This is a genomic window from Streptomyces sp. NPDC047081, from assembly GCF_040643775.1.
In the GTDB taxonomy this organism is placed as follows: Bacteria; Actinomycetota; Actinomycetes; order Streptomycetales; family Streptomycetaceae; genus Streptomyces.
This window is the reverse complement of sequence record NZ_JBEYUY010000044.1, coordinates 48,721-66,145: the sequence shown is the minus strand read 5'-3', so window position 1 is coordinate 66,145 and position 17,425 is coordinate 48,721. Positions and strand designations below refer to the sequence as shown.

Sequence of the window (17,425 nt, the reverse complement as noted above, 5' to 3'; positions counted from 1 at the left end):
CCGGTCAAGAAAATGCCCCGAGCCTCAGTGGGCCCGCACCTCGTACGTGGCGATCCGCACCGACTCGTCGTCCAGGCACTGCCCGCTCACCAGGTCGAACCGCTGCTTCAGCAGCGGCGAGGCCACGAACGGGCGGCCCTGATGGGTGCCGGTCAGGCCTCGGGAGAGGACCGCCGCGCCGCCGAAGGGGTCGCGGTTGTCGATCGCGTACAGGGTGCCGTTGCGGTCGCGGAACAGGGCCACCTGGCGGCCGTCGGGCAGCAGCGCCGCCACGCCCCGGCCGGGGATCAGCCGGCCCAGGTCGCAGACCGTGAACCAGCCGTCGGCGAGCTGGAGTTGGACCTTGAGGTCGGTGGTCTCGGGTGCCAGGGTCATCGCTGGGCGCTTCCTTCCAGGAGGTCTTCAGCGGGGCGCATGCCGATGGACAGCAGCGGCAGGTCGGGCTTCACCTGGTCGCGCTCGGGCACGAAGCCGACGACCGGGTCGGGGGTGTCCGGGGCGTTCACGAAGGACACGAACCGGGCGAGCTTGTCGGGGTTGTTGATGGTGGTCGCCCACTCGTCGGCGTAGTTCGCGACGTGCGCGGCCATCAGCGACTCCAGCTCCTCGCAGATGCCGAGGGAGTCCTCCACCACCACGTCCCGGATGTGGTCCAGGCCGCCGGGGATGCGCTCCAGCCACGTGGACGTCCGCTCCAGGCGGTCCGCCGTGCGGATGTAGAACATCAGGAAACGGTCGATCAGCTTGATCAGTTCGGCGTCCGAGAGGTCCTGGGCCAGCAGGTCCGCGTGGCGCGGGGTCGCGCCGCCGTTGCCGCCGACGTACAGGTTCCAGCCGTTGGTCGTCGCGATGACGCCGAAGTCCTTCGACTGGGCCTCCGCGCACTCGCGGGCGCAGCCCGACACCGCCGACTTGAGCTTGTGCGGCGAGCGCAGGCCGCGGTAGCGCAGCTCCAGGTCGATCGCCATGCGGACCGAGTCCTGGACGCCGTAACGGCACCAGGTCGAGCCCACACAGGACTTCACCGTGCGCAGCGCCTTGCCGTACGCGTGCCCGGACTCGAAGCCGGCGTCCACCAACCGCATCCAGATCAGCGGGAGTTGCTCGACGCGCGCGCCGAACATGTCGATCCGCTGGCCGCCGGTGATCTTCGTGTAGAGGCCGAAGTCGCGGGCGATCTCGCCGATCGTGATCAGGCCCTCGGGGGTGATCTCACCGCCGGGGATACGCGGGACGACCGAGTACGAGCCGTTCTTCTGCAGGTTGGCGAGGAAGTGGTCGTTGCTGTCCTGGAGGGCCGCCTGCTCGCCGTCCAGGACGTAGCCGCTCGCGCCGATCGTCGGGGCGAGGGAGGCGATGATCGAGGCGACCGCCGGCTTGCAGACCTCGCAGCCGTCGCCGCCCCGGGCGCCCTCGCGGCCGTAACGGTCGAGCAGGTCCTGGTAGGTGTTGATGCGCAGGGCGAGGACGATCTCGTACAACTCCTCGCGGGTCTGTGAGAAGCAGCCGCACAGGCCCTTGTCGACCTCGACGCCGGACGCCTCCAGTTCGGCGGTGACCAGCTGGCCGAGCACCTTGACGCAACTGCCGCACGTCGTACCGGCCTTGGTGCACTTCTTCACCTCGGGCACGGTCGTGCACTGGTGGTCGGTGACCGCCGCGCGGATCGTGCCCTTGCGGACGTTGTTGCAGGAGCAGATGATCGCGTCGTCCGGCAGCGCGGTCGGGCCGAGTTGGACCGACTCCCCGGCACCCGCGGGCAGGACGAGGGACTCGGGGGAGACCGGCGGGACGGAGCCGGTGAACGCCTTCAGCGTGCCGTACGCCTCCGCGTCGCCGACCAGGATGCCGCCGAGTAGCGTGCCGTCACGGCCGATGACCAGCTTCTTGTACAGGCCCGCGCGGGAGTCGGAGTAGACGACGTCCAGGCAGTCCTCGGTCGCGCCGTGTGCGTCACCGAAGGAGGCGACGTCGACGCCGAGCAGCTTCAGCTTGGTGGACAAGTCCGCGCCGGTGAAGGCGGATTCGTCCTGGGCGATGGTCGCGGCGGCCGTCTCGGCCTGCTCGTAACCCGGCGCCACCAGGCCGTACACCCGGCCGTCCGCCGCCAGCGCGCACTCGCCGATCGCGAAGACGTGCGGGTCGGCGACCGTACGGCACTGCTCGTCGACCGTGATGCCGCCGCGCTCGCCGACGGTCAGACCGCAGTCGCGGGCCAGCTGGTCCCTCGGCCGTACACCGGCGCTGAACACCACCAGATCGGTGGCGAGTTCGGAACCGTCGGACAGCTTCATGCCGGTGACGGCACCGGCCTCGTCGACGACGATCTCCTGTGTGCCCACACCCGTGTGGACGGTCAGGCCCATCTCCTCGATGGTGCGCAGCAGCGCGGCGCCGCCGCCCTCGTCCACCTGCACCGGCATCAGCCGCGGCGCGAACTCCACGATGTGCGAGGTGAGTCCGAGACCCTTCAGCGCACCGGCCGCCTCAAGTCCCAGCAGACCGCCGCCGACCACGGCACCGGTGGTGCGGGTCTTCGCGTACTCCTCGATGGCGAGCAGGTCCTCGATGGTCCGGTAGACGAAGCAGCCGAGCGCATCCTTGTTGGGGACGGGAGGCACGAAGGGGTACGAACCCGTGGCGAGGACCAGGGTGTCGTACGCGAAGACCTTGCCGGACTTGGCGGTTACCGTCCGCGCCTCACGGTCGACCGTCTCGGCCGGGTCGCCGACGTACAGCTCGATGCCGTGGTCGTTGATGAACTCCATGTCGGTCATGGAGAGTTCCTCGGGCGTCCTGCCCGAGAAGTACGAGGTGAGCGCCACGCGGTCGTACGCGGGCCGCGGCTCCTCGCACAGCACGACCACGCGGTGCGTGGCGGTCAGGCCGCGCGCGGCGAGCGCCTCGAGGAAGCGCTGGCCGACCATGCCGTGGCCGACGAGCACGATCGTGGGGGTGGCCTCCGTGGCCTCCGGGGTGGCGGTCATCAGGAGCCTCCATCGTTGGTGAGCAGGTGGAGCAGGGGGCCGTCGTCGGGGAGCGGCTCCGCTCCCTCCCAGGCGCGGGCGAGCGCGCCGACGGTGCCGAGTTCGCCGACGAGGACCCCGCCGACCAGGCGGTCGTCGCGGACGACGACCTTGCGGTAGGTGCCGCGGGTGGCGTCCGTGAGCTGGACGACGTCGTCGCCCGGGCGCGGCTCGGTCTCGCCGAACGCGGCGAGGTCGAAACTTCCCGGGAGAGCGCCGTGCCCGGCGAGCGTGAGCCGGGTCAGCGAACGGGTGCCGGTGTAACGGGCGTTGGCGTCACCGGCGATCGACTCGGCGAGTGCCTCGGCCTGTTCGAGCGCCGGGGTGGCCAGGCCGTAGACCTGGCCGTCGTGCTGCGCGCAGTCGCCGATCGCCCTGATGTGCGGGTCGGAGGTGCGCAGTCGGTCGTCGACGACGATCCCCTTGCGCACGTCGAGCCCCGCGATCTGCGCGAGCCCCACCCTCGGGTGGACCCCGCAGGCCAGGACCACGAGGTCGGCGTCGAGGGCGTACCCGTCGTGCATCTCGACCGAGCGGACCGCGCCGCCGACGCAGCGCACGTCACGTACGCGGCACTCGGTGTGGACCTCGACGCCCAGGTCCTTGAGGTGCCGCTTGACCAACTTCGAAGCGCTCGGGTCGAGTTGGCGCTCCATGAGCCGCTCGCCCTGCTGGGCGAGGACGACCTGGGCGCCGCGCTGGGCCAGCGCGCGGGCCGCGGAGACCCCGAGGAGCCCGCCGCCGATGACGACCACCTTCACACCGGGTCGTACCGCCTTCGACAGCCCCAGGCAGTCGTCCATCGTGCGGAACGCGTGCACGCCTTCCGGCAGCACGTGGTCGGGGGTGAACAGGCCGCGCAGCGGCGGGAGTACGGGGTTCGAGCCGGTCGCCAGGACCAGCGTGTCGTATGCGATCTTCGAGCCGTCCGCGAGGTGTACGGCTCGCACCTCGCGGTCGATGCCCGTGACCCGGCCGCGGGTGAGCTCCGCGGGCGCGGGCAGCGCGATGACGTCGGGGCTGTAGCGCCCGGCCAGCACCTCGGCGAGGAGCACCCTGTTGTACGGGCGGTGCTCCTCCTCGCCGACGAGCGTCACGGGCGTGCCGAGCTCACCGAGCCGCCGGGCGAGACGGACGCCCGCGAGGCCGGCGCCGATCACCACCACACGCGTATTCGAGGTCATGCCTAGGAGCGTGCGGTGCCGGTGTTACCCGGCAGCATCACCTCTGTTTCCCGCGAGGAACGCTGCCCTCTTCGGAAGCGCCGTTCGGGTGTGAGGGTTCGGCGGTCCCTCGGGGGACGTGCTGTGAGGTCCGGGCGGCCGGGCGGGGGTGGGGTTGACCGAACCTTCCGCTTCCGTGCAGGCACCATCGTCTACGACCAGGCGTGCCGGGAGGCTTGTTCCATCGGGTTTCACCAGCTCAGAGCGAGGGGGAAGCACCATGGACGCAGTCCGCGAGGTTCCGGTCCGGGACCCGGCGGCGGTATGGGTCTGGCGGGTCGTACGAGAGCCGTTCACGGTGGGTACGTGGCGCCGTTTCGCATACGCGTTGATCGCTTTTCCGGTGGGTGTGGTGTGCGTCCCACTGGCATTGGTGGGGGCGCCGGCGGGGCGGTGGCAGCGGGGGGTGATACGGCGGTGGCTGGGGGCGGGGGCGCGAGAGCCGAGGGTGTCCGCCGCGGGGGCCGGCGTACCGGCCGAGGGCCCGCGCGCCGGGCTGCTGCACGCGCTCGTCTCCCTCCCCCTGAACCTTCTGACCCTCGCCATCACCCTGTACGGCTGGGCGATCGTCCCCATGAACCTCGGCTGGCCCCTGCGCGCCGGCTCCGATCACTCCCACGCCTGGGGCGGCCCCACCTTCGCCGGGGCCTGGGCCTTCCACGCGGTCCTCGGCGGGTTCGGCTTCCTGCTGCTCATGCCGTGGGTGGGGCGCGGGCTGGCGGCGGTACAGCTGCGGGTGGCGCGCCGGTTCCTGGGGCGTGGCGTGCGGGGCCGGCAAAGCGCCGGGCGAGCCGAGGGGCGCGGCGTGCACGTCCAGGGCAGCGGCGGGCGGGCCCAGGGGTGAGGTGCCGTGAATCCGGTGCTCGTCCCGTGGCTTGTACGGGCCTTCGCCGAGGTGCAGTCGCGGCTGGCGCGTGCGTTCCTCGCCCGGGCCGGGCGGTCCTAGGTTGACCTCCGTGAACCGTCTCCGCTCCCTCACCGCCGCCACCTTCGGCCGACGCGCCCTGGCCGCGCTGCTGTACGGGGTGCTCGCCCTGCCGCTCGCCCTCGTCGGCTGCTTCCTCACGCTGGCCGGGCTGGTGGCGGGCGGGCTGCTCTCGGTGACCGCGCTGGGGCCGTGGCTGCTGGCGGTGACTGTTCGGGGGGCGCTGGCACTGGGCGCGGTGCAGCGGGGGCTGGCCCGGCGGCTGCTCCGGGTGCGGATCGAGGAGCCGGTGCCGCCGCGGCGGAGCGAGGCGCGGCGGAGCGAGGCGCAGGGGAGTGCGCTGCGGGGGAATGCGCTGCCGGGGAACGGCGTGCTGCGGTGGCGGCGGGCGGTGCTGGGGGAGCGGGCCGGCTGGCGGGCCGTGGCGTCGGCCGTGTTGACTCCGTTCACAGCCGTTTTCCTGTACGCCGCCGTCGTCATCGGATACGTCTACGGCGTCCTGCTCACACTCCACCCGCTGCTGAAGCGCCTGAACTACAACACGGTTCACAACCCCGACGGCACCGTGACACACGTATCACTGGAGTTCTTCGGTTACCAGGTCGACAGCTGGCCGCGCTGGTTGATCCCGTTCACACTCGGACTGCTGCTCCTCGTCGTCGCCCCGCGCCTGCTCCGACTCGCGTTCACACCCCATCGCGCCCTGTTGACCGCGCTGCTCGGCCCGAGCCCGGCCGACCGCCGCATCCGCACCCTGGAGGAGACCCGCGCCCAGGCCGTCGAAGACGCCGCCGCGACCCTGCGCCGCATCGAACGCGACCTGCACGACGGCACCCAGGCCCGTCTGGTCGGCCTGGCCATGCACCTCACCATGATCCGTGAACTCGTCAACACCGGCGCCACCCCCGACCGCCTCCTCGCGGTCGTCGACACCGCCCAGCACAACGCCACCCAGGCCATCACCGACCTCCGCCACCTGGTCAAGGGCATCCACCCACCCGTACTCGACGAAGGCCTCCCGGCGGCCCTCGCCACCCTCGCGGCCGACAGCGCGCTCCCGGTCGAGGTCACCACGGACATCGCCGCCCGCCCCAGCCCGGCGGTCGAGTCGATCGCGTACTTCTGCGCGGCGGAACTGCTGGCCAACGCGGTGAAGCACAGCGGCGCGGACGCGGTGACCGTCGAGGTGACGGCGGGGCACGGAGACGGGGTCGGGGAGGGGCGCCTGCGGCTGCGGGTGAGCGACGACGGCCGGGGCGGCGCGGTGATCGGCGCCGGCTCCGGACTCACCGGCCTGCTGGCCCGGGTCCGCACGGTGGACGGGACGCTCACCTGCGACAGCCCGCCGGGAGGGCCTACGGTGGTGACCGTCGAAGTCCCCATGGGGACCAGTCCCATAGGACCAGTCCCCATGTGACCAGTCCTCAATGACCAGGAGCCGTATGCGCGTAGTCATCGCCGAGGACTCCCCCCTCCTGCGCGACGGACTGGTCCAACTCCTCCAGCTGCGGAACGTCGAGGTGGCGGCCGCGGTGGGCGACGCGCAGACCCTGATCGCGTCCGTCGCCGAGCACGGCCCCGACGTCGCGGTCGTCGACATCCGCCTGCCGCCCACCCAGACCGACGAGGGCGTACGAGCGGCCCTGCGGCTGCGCGCCGAGCACCCCGGCACCGGGATCCTGCTCTTCTCCCAGTACGTCGAGACGGTCCACGCGGCCCGACTGCTCGCGGACCCGGCCGGGTTCGGGTATCTCCTCAAGGAACGGGTGGCCGACATCGGCGAGTTCGTCGGCGCGCTGGAACGCGTCGCGGCCGGCGGCACCGCGCTGGACCCCGAGGTGGTCGCCCAGCTCTTCGGCGCGAGCCGCCGCACGAGCGCCCTCGACACCCTCACCCCGCGCGAGCGCGAGGTCCTGTCCCTGATGGCGGAGGGCCGTACCAACCACGCCATCGCCAAGGCCTTCACGGTCTCCGAACGCGCCGTCGAAAAACACGTGGCCAACATCTTCACCAAGCTCGACCTGCCGCCGTCGGACACGGGGAACCGGCGGGTGCTGGCGGTGTTGCGGTATCTGGAGAAGTCTCCCAAATAACCGGAGAGGTCCCCCAACCGGAGAAGTCCCCCAATTAATTGGACGGCACACGCATCCCGTCCCTAGGGTCGCGATCATGCCCGACATATCGCTGACCATGGTCGTCGTCCTGTGCGTCGCGGCCCTCGCGGCAGGGTGGATCGACGCGGTGGTCGGCGGCGGAGGGCTCCTGCTCCTGCCGGTCCTCCTCCTCGGCCTGCCCTCCACCACCCCGGCCGCGTACGCGCTCGGCACCAACAAGGCCGTCGCCATCGTCGGCACGTCGGGCGCCGCGGTGACGTACGCCCGGAAGACCGCGATCGACGTACGCCTGGCCGTCCGCATCGGACTCGCGGCGCTCGCGGGCTCCTCGGCCGGCGCGTTCTTCGCGGCCGGTATGAGCACGGACGTGCTCAAGCCCGTGATCATGGTGGTCCTGCTCGCCGTCGCCGCCTTCGTGATCCTGCGCCCGGCCTTCGGCACCGCCCCCGCCCCCGGCCCCGCGACCCGCCGCCGGATCCTCGCCGCGATCGGCCTCGCGGGTATCGGGATCGGTTTCTACGACGGGTTCATCGGCCCCGGCACCGGTACGTTCCTGGTCCTGGCGCTCACCGCGGTCCTCCACCTCGACCTGGTCACCGCCTCCGCCACCGCGAAGATCGTCAACTGCTGCACCAACGCCGGAGCCCTCGCGACCTTCGCCTGGCAGGGCACGGTGCTGTGGCAACTGGCCGCCCTGATGGCCGTGTTCAACCTCGCGGGCGGCACCCTCGGCGCCCACACCGCGCTGAAGAAGGGCAGCGGGTTCGTCCGGGTCGTCCTGCTGACGGTGGTGTTCGCGCTGGTGGCGAACCTGGCGTACGAGCAGTGGCTCGCCTGAAGGGGCATGGGCCCGGCGCCTGAAAAGGAGTGGGGCGATCCCTCGCGGTTCCCCTACCGTGACCCGTGTGACGACTCAGGTGATCGTGCTCAACGGTGGTTCCAGCTCGGGCAAGTCGGGGATCGTGCGGTGTCTGCAGGCGGTCCTGCCGGACCCGTGGCTGGCTTTCGGCATCGACGGGCTGGTCGACGCGCTGCCCGCGGCCATGCGGGCCGAGCTGGTCTCACCGGACGGCGGGGTGCACGTGGGCCCGGAGTTCGGGCGGCTGGAGGCGGCCTGGCGCCGGGGAGTCGCGGCGACCGCCCGCGCGGGCGCCCGGATCATCATCGACGACGTCTTCCTCGCCGGCGCCAAGTCCCAGGACCGCTGGCGGGAGCCGCTGTCCGGCCTGGACGTCCTGTGGGTCGGCGTCCACTGCGACGCGACGGTGGCGGCGGGCCGCGAGATCGTCCGCGGCGACCGCGCGCGCGGCATGGCGGAGAAGCAGGCGCACCTGGTCCACCAGGGTGTGAGCTACGACATCGAGGTCGACACCACTCACACGGAGGCCCTGGACTGCGCGCGGACGATCGCGGCGGCTGTCGCCGGGTGACGCCGGGTGACGCCTCTCCGGTCTAGAACCAGTGCAGGCAGTGCGGGGCGCGGGCCGTGCGGAAGAGGTCGTCGGCGAGGGCGGGCGCGTCCGGGTGGTGGGCGTGGATGTGGCCGGCGCGGACGAGGGTGCTCGGGGTGGTGCCGCCCAGGTAGATCGAGCCGAGGTCGCTGACGTCGAGGGAGAGGTCGGGGTCGCGGTCCGTGAGGACGCACTCGGCCTTGTCGTCGCGGACGGTGAGCAGGTAGCGGCCCTGTTCGCCGAGGAACGGGTCGGTGACGTCGAGGACGAGCTCCCCGTCCCTGAACCAGCCGCGGGCGGTCAGCGCGCGCGGGATGTCCAGGAGCCGTACCCAGAGCCAGTCGGTCTCCTCGCTGACCTGGCCGGCGCGGAAGTCCGCGAGCTGCCAGCGCAGTGGGTGGTCGGGCGGGCAGTGCTTGAAGACCACCTGACCGACCAGGTCGTGTCCGAGGACGAACCGGGCGAGGGCGGTGGACGCGGTGTCGTCGGTGGCGATGGTCTCGTCGACCGTCAGGGTGTTGGCCGCGTCGAGCGAGTAGCTGGCGTATCCGTCCGGGACCCCGTCGGCGTCGCGGTGGAGGGCGACGTAACGCTGGGCCGGGGCGATGGGCGGCTGCCCCGCGCCCCGCTCCCACCAGCGGTGCGGCCGGGACAGCGCGCCGGGCCGGGCGCGGCGGTAGCGGTCGTAGACCTCCTCCAGGATCTCGCCGCAGTCGGAGCGCCGCAGCACCTCGACGGAACCGCTGTCCGAGGCGGCGGCTCGCGGCGCGGCGAGCGCGGCCCGGTGGCGTGGCACCGTCAGGCGGGACGTGTAGGTCGCCGGGCCGTAGCCGAACCGGCGGTAGATCAGGGCCTCGGAGGCGAGCAGCACGGAGAGGAACTCGCCGCGTTCCCGCAGCTCGGTGAGCTGATGCCGCATCAGCGCGGTGAGCACGCCCCGGCGTCGGTGGGAGGGGACGACGCCGACGGCGGTCACTCCGGGGGCCGGGGCGAGGATCTCGCCGGGCAGGGTGAGCTCGAAGGAGTACGCGGCAGCGGTGCCGACGGGCCGCCCGTCCGCCGTCACGGCGAGCAGCGCGCGGTCCATCTCCAGGGCCGCCCACCAGACCCCGCCGCCGCCCTCGGCCGGGGTCTCCGGGAAGCGCCCGAACGCGGCGTGCATCGTGTCGACGAAGACGCCGTGGTCCTGGTCGGTCGTAGGACGGATCTCCATTGCTGCGGTTGCCTCCCCGTCGGCACGGCACCACGACCTGCGGCGCCCCGGCACAGTGCAACGTCACGCCGAGTCCGGGTCAAGCGAATTAAGGCTGCCCGACGGCGGTTCGCCCTCCTCAGCGGCTCCCCGTCAGATGCGCGAAGACGACGACATTCCCCTGATAACCGGTCGACCGCGAATACCCGCCCCCGCACGTGATCACCCGCAGCTCGGGCCGGCTCGCCGCGCCGTACACCTTCTCGTCCGGGAAGTGCTTCGCGTCGTACACCTCGACCGCGTCCACCGTGAACAGGGCCGTGCTTCCGTCGCGCCGGTCGACCTCGATGCCGGTGCCCTTCTTCAGGGCGCCGAGGTCGTAGAAGACGGCGGGGCCGTCGGCGTTGTCGACGTGTCCGGCGACGATCGCGGTGCCGCGCTCGCCCGGGGTCGTGCCGGCCTCGTACCAGCCCGCGAGATTCCGCTTCTCGGCCGACGGGACGTCGAGGCTGCCCGTCGGGGTGAGGCCGAGGCCCATGAGGGGGGCGTCCACGTGGATCGACGGGATGCGGACGCGGTCCGGCGGGGAGGGCGGCAGCGCGGGCGCGGAACGGGCGTCGGGGTGACCCGAGCGGGCCTGCGCGGCCGTCGGCTGGGGCGGCGCGTGCGTCTCGGCGCCGCTGCCCAGCAGCCACGCGCCGGTGCACAGGGCGGCCACGGTGACGGCCCCTATGGCGGCATTGCTGAATCTGCGCACACGAGCCTCCTGCCTGGTGGACCCGGTCCCCCTCCGGGCCGCGAGGGGCGTCGGACCCGGAGGGGGAGGGACATGCGGTACCGGCGGACGGACAGCGGAGGGTGTCCGTCAGATCCCGTCGCCTCTCGCCCGGCGATGCAGGAGCCAGGTACCGCCCGCGGCGGCGACGGCGAGAGCCGCCACGCCGGCCGCGGTCTGCACGGGGTCGGGGCCCATCACGCCGCCGACCCCCGTCTTCACACTTCCGCGGGGGACCTGTCCGCGCTCCGCGGTCAGCGTCACCACCAGGTCGCCGGAGACCTCCTTGCCGCCCTCGGCGCACTTCGCGACGATCTCGTACGTCCCCGGCTGCGCGCTCGACGGCACCCGGAACTGGCCGATCGCGTCGCCCTCGTGCGTGCTGGGCGCCAGCGTGAACGAGCCCGCGCCGACCGCGCTGGCGTCGCCCGCCGCCGTACCCCCGTCGCCGCAGGCCGCGGTGTTCACCGTGGCCTCCCCGCCCGGCACGGCGGAGGACGGGAACACTTCAAGGCCGCCGGTGTCGTCGGCGTGGGCGGGCGCGGCGACGAACCCCGCGGCTGCGACGGCGAGCGCGGTACCGGTCAGCAGCCGGGCGGTACGTCGCATCGATGCTCCTCCGAGCGTTTCGGTGTCCCTGCCCTTCCGAGCAAAGTCCCAGGACGCCGACCGCGCTTGCTGAGGGAGCGTCAGAAATGTGGTGAATGGGTGTCAAGCTGGCGTGAAACGGGCCGAGTCGGGAGGAGTTTCAGCAGGTCACCGGCGTACGACGGCCTGCGGGGCAAGAGAACCCGAAGGGCGCACAGCGCGCGTGTGAATGGGTGACCCCGCGCCGGGGGATCGGCGGGATCGGCCCGTGACGTTGTCATCACTAATTCGACCGCATCTTCACGAATGGATCTGAGTTTCCTGTGAATAACTCTGTGGCGAATTCAGCGAAGAATCCGAAAGAAAAGCACGGGCATCGAAAGGCGTTGAGCGAATGGGTACGCGACGAGCGTTTCTCACGCAGGTCATGGGGGCGACGGTGGCGGTCGCGGCGGGCGCGACCGCCTGCAGTTCGAGTGCCGACGAGGCCGGCTCCGGCTCCGGTTCCGGAGCCGACCACGTCAAGAGCGCGACCGCGATCACCAAGGTCTACGGCGACGGCCAGAAGTTCATCGCCGTGGCCCTGGAGTACGACTCGGCCATCGACACGTCGAAACTGTCGAAGTCGTCCTTCAAGGTCGACGCACGGACCGTGACCAAGGTCTACGCGAACACCGCCGCGGCACTCGCCGACCAGGGCCGCGACGGCAAGTACGTCATCGTCGAGCTCTCGGCCGACGACAGCGGCGCACTGCTGTGGGGCAACGACAGCGACAACGGCGGCGGGAGCGGCAGCGGGAGCGCCTCCGCCTCCTCCTCCGCCTCCGCCGGCGGTGGCGGAGGCCCGAAGGTGGGCCAGAAGGGCGGGGCGAAGGGCGCCGATCCGGCGAAGGGCACCGTCACCGGCGTCGGCACCGTCACGACCACCGGCGGTTCGACCTACCAGGGCGGCAGCGTCAAGCTCGCCACCACCAAGCAGGTCAACCCGATCGTCGACGACTTCAAGCAGCTGTCGTACAAGGACCCGAAGACCGGCAAGACGCTGCCGTACAACCTGTTCATCCCCAAGGACTACGACGAGAGCAGGAAGTACCCGCTCGTCCTGTTCATGCACGACGCGAGTGTGGTCAGCACCGTCACGACGGCGACGCTCGTGCAGGGGCTCGGCGCGGTGGTCTGGGCGAGCCCCGAGGACCAGGCCAAGCGTCCGGCGTTCGTGCTCGCGCCCCAGTACCCGGAGGTCGTCGTCGGCGACGACTACAAGCCGACCGCGTACTTCGACACCACGGTCCACCTGGTCCAGGAACTGACCGGCAAGTACAGCATCGACACCGACCGGGTGTACTCGACGGGCCAGTCCATGGGCGCCATGATGACGCTCGGCCTCAACATCAAATACCCCGATGTCTTCGGCGGTTCATGGGTCGTCGCCGGTCAGTGGCCCTCCGCCCAGGCCGCCCCGCTCGCGAAGAAGAACCTCTTCGTCACCGTCTCGCAGGGCGACACCAAGGCGTATCCCGGCGAGAACGCGATCATGTCGGTGATCGAGAAGGCTGGTACGAAGGTGAGCCGCGCGACCTGGGACGGCAGGTCCACGGCCGCGCAGTTCACCAAGGACGTCGACGCGATCACCGCGAAGGGCACCTCGGTCAACTACGTCACGTTCGAGAAGGGAACCACCCTGACCGCGGAGTCCAAGAAGAAGTTCGGCACCGTGGAGCACAACTCGACCTGGCCGATCGCCTACACGATCGAGGGCATCAGGGAGTGGATCTTCCAGCAGCGGAAGTGATCCACCCCCCTCAGGCCCGCTCCGTCAGTTCACATTGACCGCGCTCCAGGCCGCCGCCACCGCGTTGTACTCCGTACTGCCCGCGCCGTAGAGGTCCTTCGCCGCGTTCAGGGTGGCCGTGCGGGCGCCCGCGTAGTTCGTCGAGGACGTCATGTAGACCGTCAGGGCGCGGTACCAGATCGCGCCCAGTTTGGCCCGGCCGATGCCGGTGACCGTGGAGCCGTTGTACGTGGGGGAGTTGTAGCTGACGCCGTTGATGGTCTTGGCGCCGCTGCCCTCCGCGAGGAGGTACGCGAAGTGGTTGGCGACGCCGGAGGAGTAGTGGACGTCGAGGTTGCCGACCGAACTGCTCCAGTAGTCCGCGGAGTTGCCGTCCTTGGACGGCTTGTCCATGTAGCGCAGGGCGTCCCGGCCGAACCCGGACTTCACGATCTTCTCGCCGATCAGGTAGTCCCCGGGGTCGGACGAGTTGTTCGCGTACCACTCCACGAGGGTGCCGAGGATGTCGGAGGTGGCTTCGTTGAGGCCGCCGGACTCGCCCGAGTAGGTCAGCGCCGCCGTCTTCGACGTCACACCGTGGGTCATCTCGTGCCCGGCCACGTCCAGCGACACCAGCGGCCCGAAGGTCGTCCCGTCACCGTCGCCGTACGTCATGCAGAAGCAACTGTCGTCCCAGAACGCGTTGTTGTACGCGTTCCCGTAGTGGACGCGGTTGTACGAGCCCTTGCCGTCGCCCGCGATGCCGCTGCGGCCGAAGGTGTTCTTGTAGAAGTCCCAGGTGACGTCGGTGCCGTACTGGGCGTCCACCGCGGCGGACGCGCGGTCCGAAGTCGCCCCCGTCCCCCAGTGGTTGTCGGCGTCCGTGAACACTGTCGAGGGGGCCCGGCTGATGCAGATGCTGGTCAGGAAGCACAGGTCGGTCTTGTTCGCCGCGTCACCGGTGTACGTGTTCCCGCGCGTCGGGTCCTTCAGCTGGTACGTCGACCCCGACAGCGTCGTCTCCAGCGGAACCGTGCCGCTGTAGAGGGACTTGCCGTCACCGGACGCCGTCTCGATGTCGTCCCAGGCGTCGATCTGCGCACCGGTGCGGGCGTCCGTGATGACGGTGCGGGCGACCGGGTTGCCCAGCGAGTCCTGCGCCGCGGCCTGCGTCTTCCAGGCCAGCTTCGGCGCGCCGTGCAGGGCGTCGACGACCAGCTGGGGCTTGGCCGTGAGCTTCTTCAGCGTCTCCCCGAGGTTCACCGCGCGCAGGGCGTTCGCGGCGAGGTCGGCGGCCTTCGGGGCCGATATGGAGGGGACGATCGAGGTGAGGGATATCTCGCCCCTCGTCGCCCGGTTCGAGCTGCGGTATGTGCCGTTCAGGGCCAGGTGGACCACGAAGTCGCCGCCCAGTACCGGGAGTTGACGGTACGTCCGGTCGTAGCGGACGTGCTGGGTGCCGTCCTTGTCGACGATCACGTCGCGGACCGACGTGCCCTCCGTGGAGGTCAGTCCGAGGGACGCGGCGTGCGAGAGCAGGGCCTCGGCCGCGTTCGCGATGGCGTTGCTTCTGGTCGGTCGGTCGGCCGCCTGGGCGGCGGGGGCGAGAGCGGTGGCCAGCAGGGTGGCGGTGGTCGCGGCCACGCCGGCGGCGGCGAGACGACGGGAACCTCGGACGTCGATCCGTATCCGACTCATCGATCTCCTCGATAGGGCGCCAACGGGCGCGTGGGGACGGCGTTGGTGTTGACCAAGATTTAAGGGGCCATGACATGTCGAGGTCCATAGGAAGTACGCGGAAGTATGTGAAGAGAGAGAATCGTTTTTGTGAGTCCCCAGCTGCCCTTCTTCGTCTACGGCACCCTCCGCCCCGGCGAGGTCAACCACGACCTCTTCCTGCGCGGCCGCACCCGCTCCGAGGAGCCAGGCCGGCTGACCGGCTGTGTGCTCTACGACGGCCCCGGCTACCCATGGGCGGTGGAGGAGCCGGACGGCCTGGTCTTCGGCGACCTCGTCACCGCGCTCCCGGAGCGGTACGAGGAGCTGCTCGTCGCCCTCGACCGGCTGGAGGACTACACGCCGGGCGACCCGGACAACCTCTACGAACGGGTTGAGCGCGAGGTGACCCGCGAGTCCGACGGAAGTCCCGTACGGGCCTGGGTGTACGTCGCCGCCGCCCCCGTCGCTGCCCGCCTGCGCACCCACGGCCGCCCGATCGGCAGCGGCGACTGGCTGGTCCGGCGCTGAGCCGGCCCGTGAGGGCGACCCGCCCCCGCTAGCCGATCCGCACCAGCACCATCGCCGGCGCCTCCGGAAGCCGTACCCGCAGCGCGCCGGCCCCCTCGTCCCACTCCGCCTCCGTGCCCGGCACCCCCGCCGCCGGGTGCAGCACCTCGGCGCGTACGCCGTCCAGCTCAGTCAAGTGCCGTACAGGAAGCACGAGTTCGGCCTCACCGCCGCGCCGCCACACCGACAGATACGTCGCACCCCCGACCGGCACCCGCAGCCCGAGCGCGATCCACTCGTCCGTCCAGCCGGGCAGCCCGAGCGGCCAGAAGGGCGTGGCGCCCGGCAGATCGGGCCGGATCTTCTTGTACGTCTCCAACGCGGCCCGCACCAGCCCCAGCTGACGCTCCGTCATCCGGTCCAGGTGCCCGGAGAGATGGACGCGCCCCAGCAGCGCCGTACCCACCGTGAAGTCGATCTCCGCGTCCGTGAACTCCGGTTGGGGATACGCCCACACCGCCCCCTGCTCCGGCGAAACGGCCGTCGGCGCCGCCGCCGCGATCGGCGGGTACCGCACCGGATCCTGCTGGTCGGAGGTCGACTGGAGCTGGGTGACGGAGGTCGACGCCCCGTCCATCCGCATACCGCCCGAGGCGCAGTTCTCGATCACCAGGCCGGGGTGGCGGTCGAGGACGGAGGTGAGCCAGGCCCGCCAGGCCCGGGTGTGGTCGAGGAGCCCCGGTGCGGAGGTGGTGATGTTGTAGTCCAGCTTCAGATAGCCCACGCCCCACTCGCCGACGATCCGGTCGACCGTCGCGTCGAGGTGGGCGCGGGCCGCCGGGTGGGTCAAGTCCAGCTGGTGGCGGCCCTGTTCGGTGACCCGGGTGCCGTCCGCGTACCGCAGGAAGGCGTCCGGCGGCAGCTGCTCGGCGACGGGGCTGCGCACCCCGACCACCTCCGGCTCCAGCCACAGCCCCGGCACCATCCCGCGCTCCCGGATCCGCCCCAGCACCTCGCCGATCCCGCCGGGGAAGCGCCGCGCGGACGGCTCCCAGGCGCCGACGCTGTCCCACCAGCCGCCGTCCGCCGTGTCGTCGTACCAGCCGGCGTCCACACAGAAGTACTCGGCACCGGTGGCCGCCGCCGCGTCGATCAGCGGGAGCAGCCTGGCGGTGGTGGGGTCGCCCATCAGCGTGTTCATGTAGTCGTTGAAGACGACGGGCAGGTGCTCGTGGTCGGGGTGCGGGCGGCGGACGCGGCGGCGGTACGCCGTCAGGGCGGCGAGGGCGTCGTCGAAGCCGTCGCCGAGGGCCAGCGCGGCGTACTCCGTGACGAACGGCCGGACACCGGGCTCCAGTTCGGGCCGTACGCCGTGGTCGTCCGCCGTCGGCCCGCCGAGCGCGAGATACGTCTGCCCGGCCACCTCGCCCGCGTCCCACGCCCAGCCCGCGGACGACTCGATCTGCCACAGCCAACTGCGCCCGTCCGTACGGTCGGTGAGCGCGCCCATGGCCAAGTGGCCGTCCGTGGGCCAGCTTCCGCGGCTCGTCGAACGCAGCCTCGCCCCCGAGTCGTGACCGTGGACCTCCCGGCCGATGTCGGGCACCCACTCCCGCAGCGGCTCGGCGTACCAACGGCACTCCGCCAGCCAGTCGTTGCGCGCCCGGTGCACCTCCAGCACGTCGGGCGAGGGCAGTCCGCCGATCAGCAGACTCGCGGCCGAGCGGACGGTCACCGGCCCGCCGCCGTCCTGGTGGATGCGCAGACGGGAGCGCAGGACGGGCACACCATCGGGGGAGGAGTACTCGACGACCACCGTCAACCGCTGCTCGGGCGCCCGGAGTTGAACGGCCAAGCGATGCCAGCCGTCCCCGTACGTGGCACGGTGGCCGCGGTACAGAAGCCGCGGCCCGAGCGCCGTACCCCCGAAGCGTGTACCCGACCAGCCCGGGCCCGCGCCCGTCAGCGTCAGGTCGGCCAAGGGCAGCCCGGACGGCGGGGGTTTCGGGTCGCCGGGCCGGAACAGCCGCAGGCGGCCGCCGTCCTGACCGAAGTCGAAGTCGGCGATGAGCGCGGAGTGGCCCCAGCGGTAGCCGTAGTTGTCCTCAGCCATGGTGATCCCAGCGTAGGGCGT

The 17,425-nt window shown here is 71.4% G+C and carries 15 protein-coding genes; 7 read left to right on the top strand and 8 right to left on the bottom strand.

Annotated elements, in window-relative coordinates; all coding sequences use genetic code 11:
• Positions 1-24: 24 nt before the first annotated feature.
• Genes nirD through ABZ848_RS45895 form a run of 3 tightly spaced genes read right to left on the bottom strand, consistent with a single transcriptional unit; the run spans position 25 to position 4,210 of the window.
• Positions 25-375 (bottom strand): nitrite reductase small subunit NirD, encoded by a 351-nt coding sequence (gene nirD, locus ABZ848_RS45905; protein WP_360841972.1) that lies wholly within the window; start codon positions 373-375, stop codon positions 25-27.
• Positions 372-2,987 carry a nitrite reductase large subunit NirB gene (gene nirB / locus ABZ848_RS45900; RefSeq protein WP_360841969.1) on the bottom strand — a complete coding sequence of 872 codons (2,616 nt, stop codon included), beginning with the start codon at positions 2,985-2,987 and terminating at the stop codon, positions 372-374. Before nirB ends, nirD begins: the two co-directional genes overlap by 4 nt.
• Positions 2,987-4,210: an FAD-dependent oxidoreductase gene (locus ABZ848_RS45895; RefSeq protein ID WP_360841966.1), complete on the bottom strand. Its 1,224-nt coding sequence runs from the start codon at positions 4,208-4,210 to the stop codon at positions 2,987-2,989. Before ABZ848_RS45895 ends, nirB begins: the two co-directional genes overlap by 1 nt.
• A gap of 259 nt (positions 4,211-4,469) precedes the next feature.
• Here ABZ848_RS45895 and ABZ848_RS45890 point away from each other — a divergent pair, with 259 nt between their 5' ends.
• The 5 genes from ABZ848_RS45890 to cpt all read left to right on the top strand — a co-directional run bounded on the left by ABZ848_RS45890 (position 4,470) and on the right by cpt (position 8,718).
• Complete coding sequence (locus ABZ848_RS45890) at positions 4,470-5,093, top strand: hypothetical protein (protein WP_360841963.1); 624 nt, start codon at positions 4,470-4,472, stop codon at positions 5,091-5,093.
• Positions 5,094-5,205: 112 nt separating this feature from the next.
• Complete coding sequence (locus ABZ848_RS45885) at positions 5,206-6,591, top strand: sensor domain-containing protein (protein ID WP_360841959.1); 1,386 nt, start codon at positions 5,206-5,208, stop codon at positions 6,589-6,591.
• A 25-nt stretch (positions 6,592-6,616) separates the two neighbouring features.
• A complete protein-coding gene (locus ABZ848_RS45880; RefSeq protein WP_360841956.1) occupies positions 6,617-7,267 on the top strand; it encodes a response regulator transcription factor in 651 nt (216 codons plus the stop codon).
• 76 nt (positions 7,268-7,343) lie between these two features.
• Positions 7,344-8,126 (top strand): TSUP family transporter, encoded by a 783-nt coding sequence (locus ABZ848_RS45875; protein WP_360841953.1) that lies wholly within the window; start codon positions 7,344-7,346, stop codon positions 8,124-8,126.
• Between the two features lie 67 nt (positions 8,127-8,193).
• Positions 8,194-8,718, top strand: coding sequence for a chloramphenicol phosphotransferase CPT (gene cpt, locus ABZ848_RS45870; RefSeq protein WP_360841950.1), 525 nt, complete (start codon positions 8,194-8,196; stop codon positions 8,716-8,718).
• A 22-nt stretch (positions 8,719-8,740) separates the two neighbouring features.
• Here cpt and ABZ848_RS45865 read toward each other — a convergent pair whose 3' ends face one another.
• The 3 genes from ABZ848_RS45865 to ABZ848_RS45855 all read right to left on the bottom strand — a co-directional run bounded on the left by ABZ848_RS45865 (position 8,741) and on the right by ABZ848_RS45855 (position 11,315).
• Complete coding sequence (locus ABZ848_RS45865; RefSeq protein ID WP_360841948.1) at positions 8,741-9,952, bottom strand: GNAT family N-acetyltransferase; 1,212 nt, start codon at positions 9,950-9,952, stop codon at positions 8,741-8,743.
• Positions 9,953-10,070: 118 nt separating this feature from the next.
• Positions 10,071-10,688, bottom strand: a complete 618-nt coding sequence (locus tag ABZ848_RS45860; protein ID WP_360841945.1) for a class F sortase — start codon at positions 10,686-10,688, stop codon at positions 10,071-10,073.
• 108 nt (positions 10,689-10,796) lie between these two features.
• The gene (locus tag ABZ848_RS45855; protein ID WP_360841942.1) at positions 10,797-11,315 is read right to left on the bottom strand and encodes a hypothetical protein; all 519 of its coding nucleotides are present in this window, start codon (positions 11,313-11,315) and stop codon (positions 10,797-10,799) included.
• Between the two features lie 373 nt (positions 11,316-11,688).
• Here ABZ848_RS45855 and ABZ848_RS45850 point away from each other — a divergent pair, with 373 nt between their 5' ends.
• Positions 11,689-13,086 carry a hypothetical protein gene (locus ABZ848_RS45850; protein WP_360841939.1) on the top strand — a complete coding sequence of 466 codons (1,398 nt, stop codon included), beginning with the start codon at positions 11,689-11,691 and terminating at the stop codon, positions 13,084-13,086.
• Positions 13,087-13,110: 24 nt separating this feature from the next.
• Here the strand turns inward: ABZ848_RS45850 and ABZ848_RS45845 are convergent, their stop codons facing one another.
• Positions 13,111-14,763 (bottom strand): M4 family metallopeptidase, encoded by a 1,653-nt coding sequence (locus tag ABZ848_RS45845; protein WP_360841936.1) that lies wholly within the window; start codon positions 14,761-14,763, stop codon positions 13,111-13,113.
• Between the two features lie 120 nt (positions 14,764-14,883).
• Between ABZ848_RS45845 and ABZ848_RS45840 the strand changes: the two genes are divergently transcribed.
• Complete coding sequence (locus tag ABZ848_RS45840; protein ID WP_360842003.1) at positions 14,884-15,312, top strand: gamma-glutamylcyclotransferase family protein; 429 nt, start codon at positions 14,884-14,886, stop codon at positions 15,310-15,312.
• Between the two features lie 28 nt (positions 15,313-15,340).
• On the opposite strand, the gene ABZ848_RS45835 is transcribed toward ABZ848_RS45840, so the two are convergent.
• On the bottom strand, positions 15,341-17,404 hold the full coding sequence (locus tag ABZ848_RS45835; RefSeq protein WP_360841934.1) for a glycoside hydrolase family 36 protein: 2,064 nt from the start codon (positions 17,402-17,404) through the stop codon (positions 15,341-15,343).
• Positions 17,405-17,425 lie beyond the last annotated feature (21 nt).

Excerpts from the sequence above, each read along its gene's own strand:
- ABZ848_RS45890 (WP_360841963.1), top strand. The coding sequence starts at position 4,470 with ATGGACGCAGTCCGCGAGGTTCCGGTCCGGGACCCGGCGGCGGTATGG.
- ABZ848_RS45850 (WP_360841939.1), top strand. The coding sequence starts at position 11,689 with ATGGGTACGCGACGAGCGTTTCTCACGCAGGTCATGGGGGCGACGGTG.
- nirD (WP_360841972.1), bottom strand. The coding sequence starts at position 375 with ATGACCCTGGCACCCGAGACCACCGACCTCAAGGTCCAACTCCAGCTC.
- ABZ848_RS45835 (WP_360841934.1), bottom strand. The coding sequence starts at position 17,404 with ATGGCTGAGGACAACTACGGCTACCGCTGGGGCCACTCCGCGCTCATC.
- ABZ848_RS45880 (WP_360841956.1), top strand. The coding sequence starts at position 6,617 with ATGCGCGTAGTCATCGCCGAGGACTCCCCCCTCCTGCGCGACGGACTG.
- ABZ848_RS45875 (WP_360841953.1), top strand. The coding sequence starts at position 7,344 with ATGCCCGACATATCGCTGACCATGGTCGTCGTCCTGTGCGTCGCGGCC.
- ABZ848_RS45845 (WP_360841936.1), bottom strand. The coding sequence starts at position 14,763 with ATGAGTCGGATACGGATCGACGTCCGAGGTTCCCGTCGTCTCGCCGCC.
- ABZ848_RS45895 (WP_360841966.1), bottom strand. The coding sequence starts at position 4,210 with ATGACCTCGAATACGCGTGTGGTGGTGATCGGCGCCGGCCTCGCGGGC.
- ABZ848_RS45855 (WP_360841942.1), bottom strand. The coding sequence starts at position 11,315 with ATGCGACGTACCGCCCGGCTGCTGACCGGTACCGCGCTCGCCGTCGCA.
- nirB (WP_360841969.1), bottom strand. The coding sequence starts at position 2,987 with ATGACCGCCACCCCGGAGGCCACGGAGGCCACCCCCACGATCGTGCTC.
- ABZ848_RS45865 (WP_360841948.1), bottom strand. The coding sequence starts at position 9,952 with ATGGAGATCCGTCCTACGACCGACCAGGACCACGGCGTCTTCGTCGAC.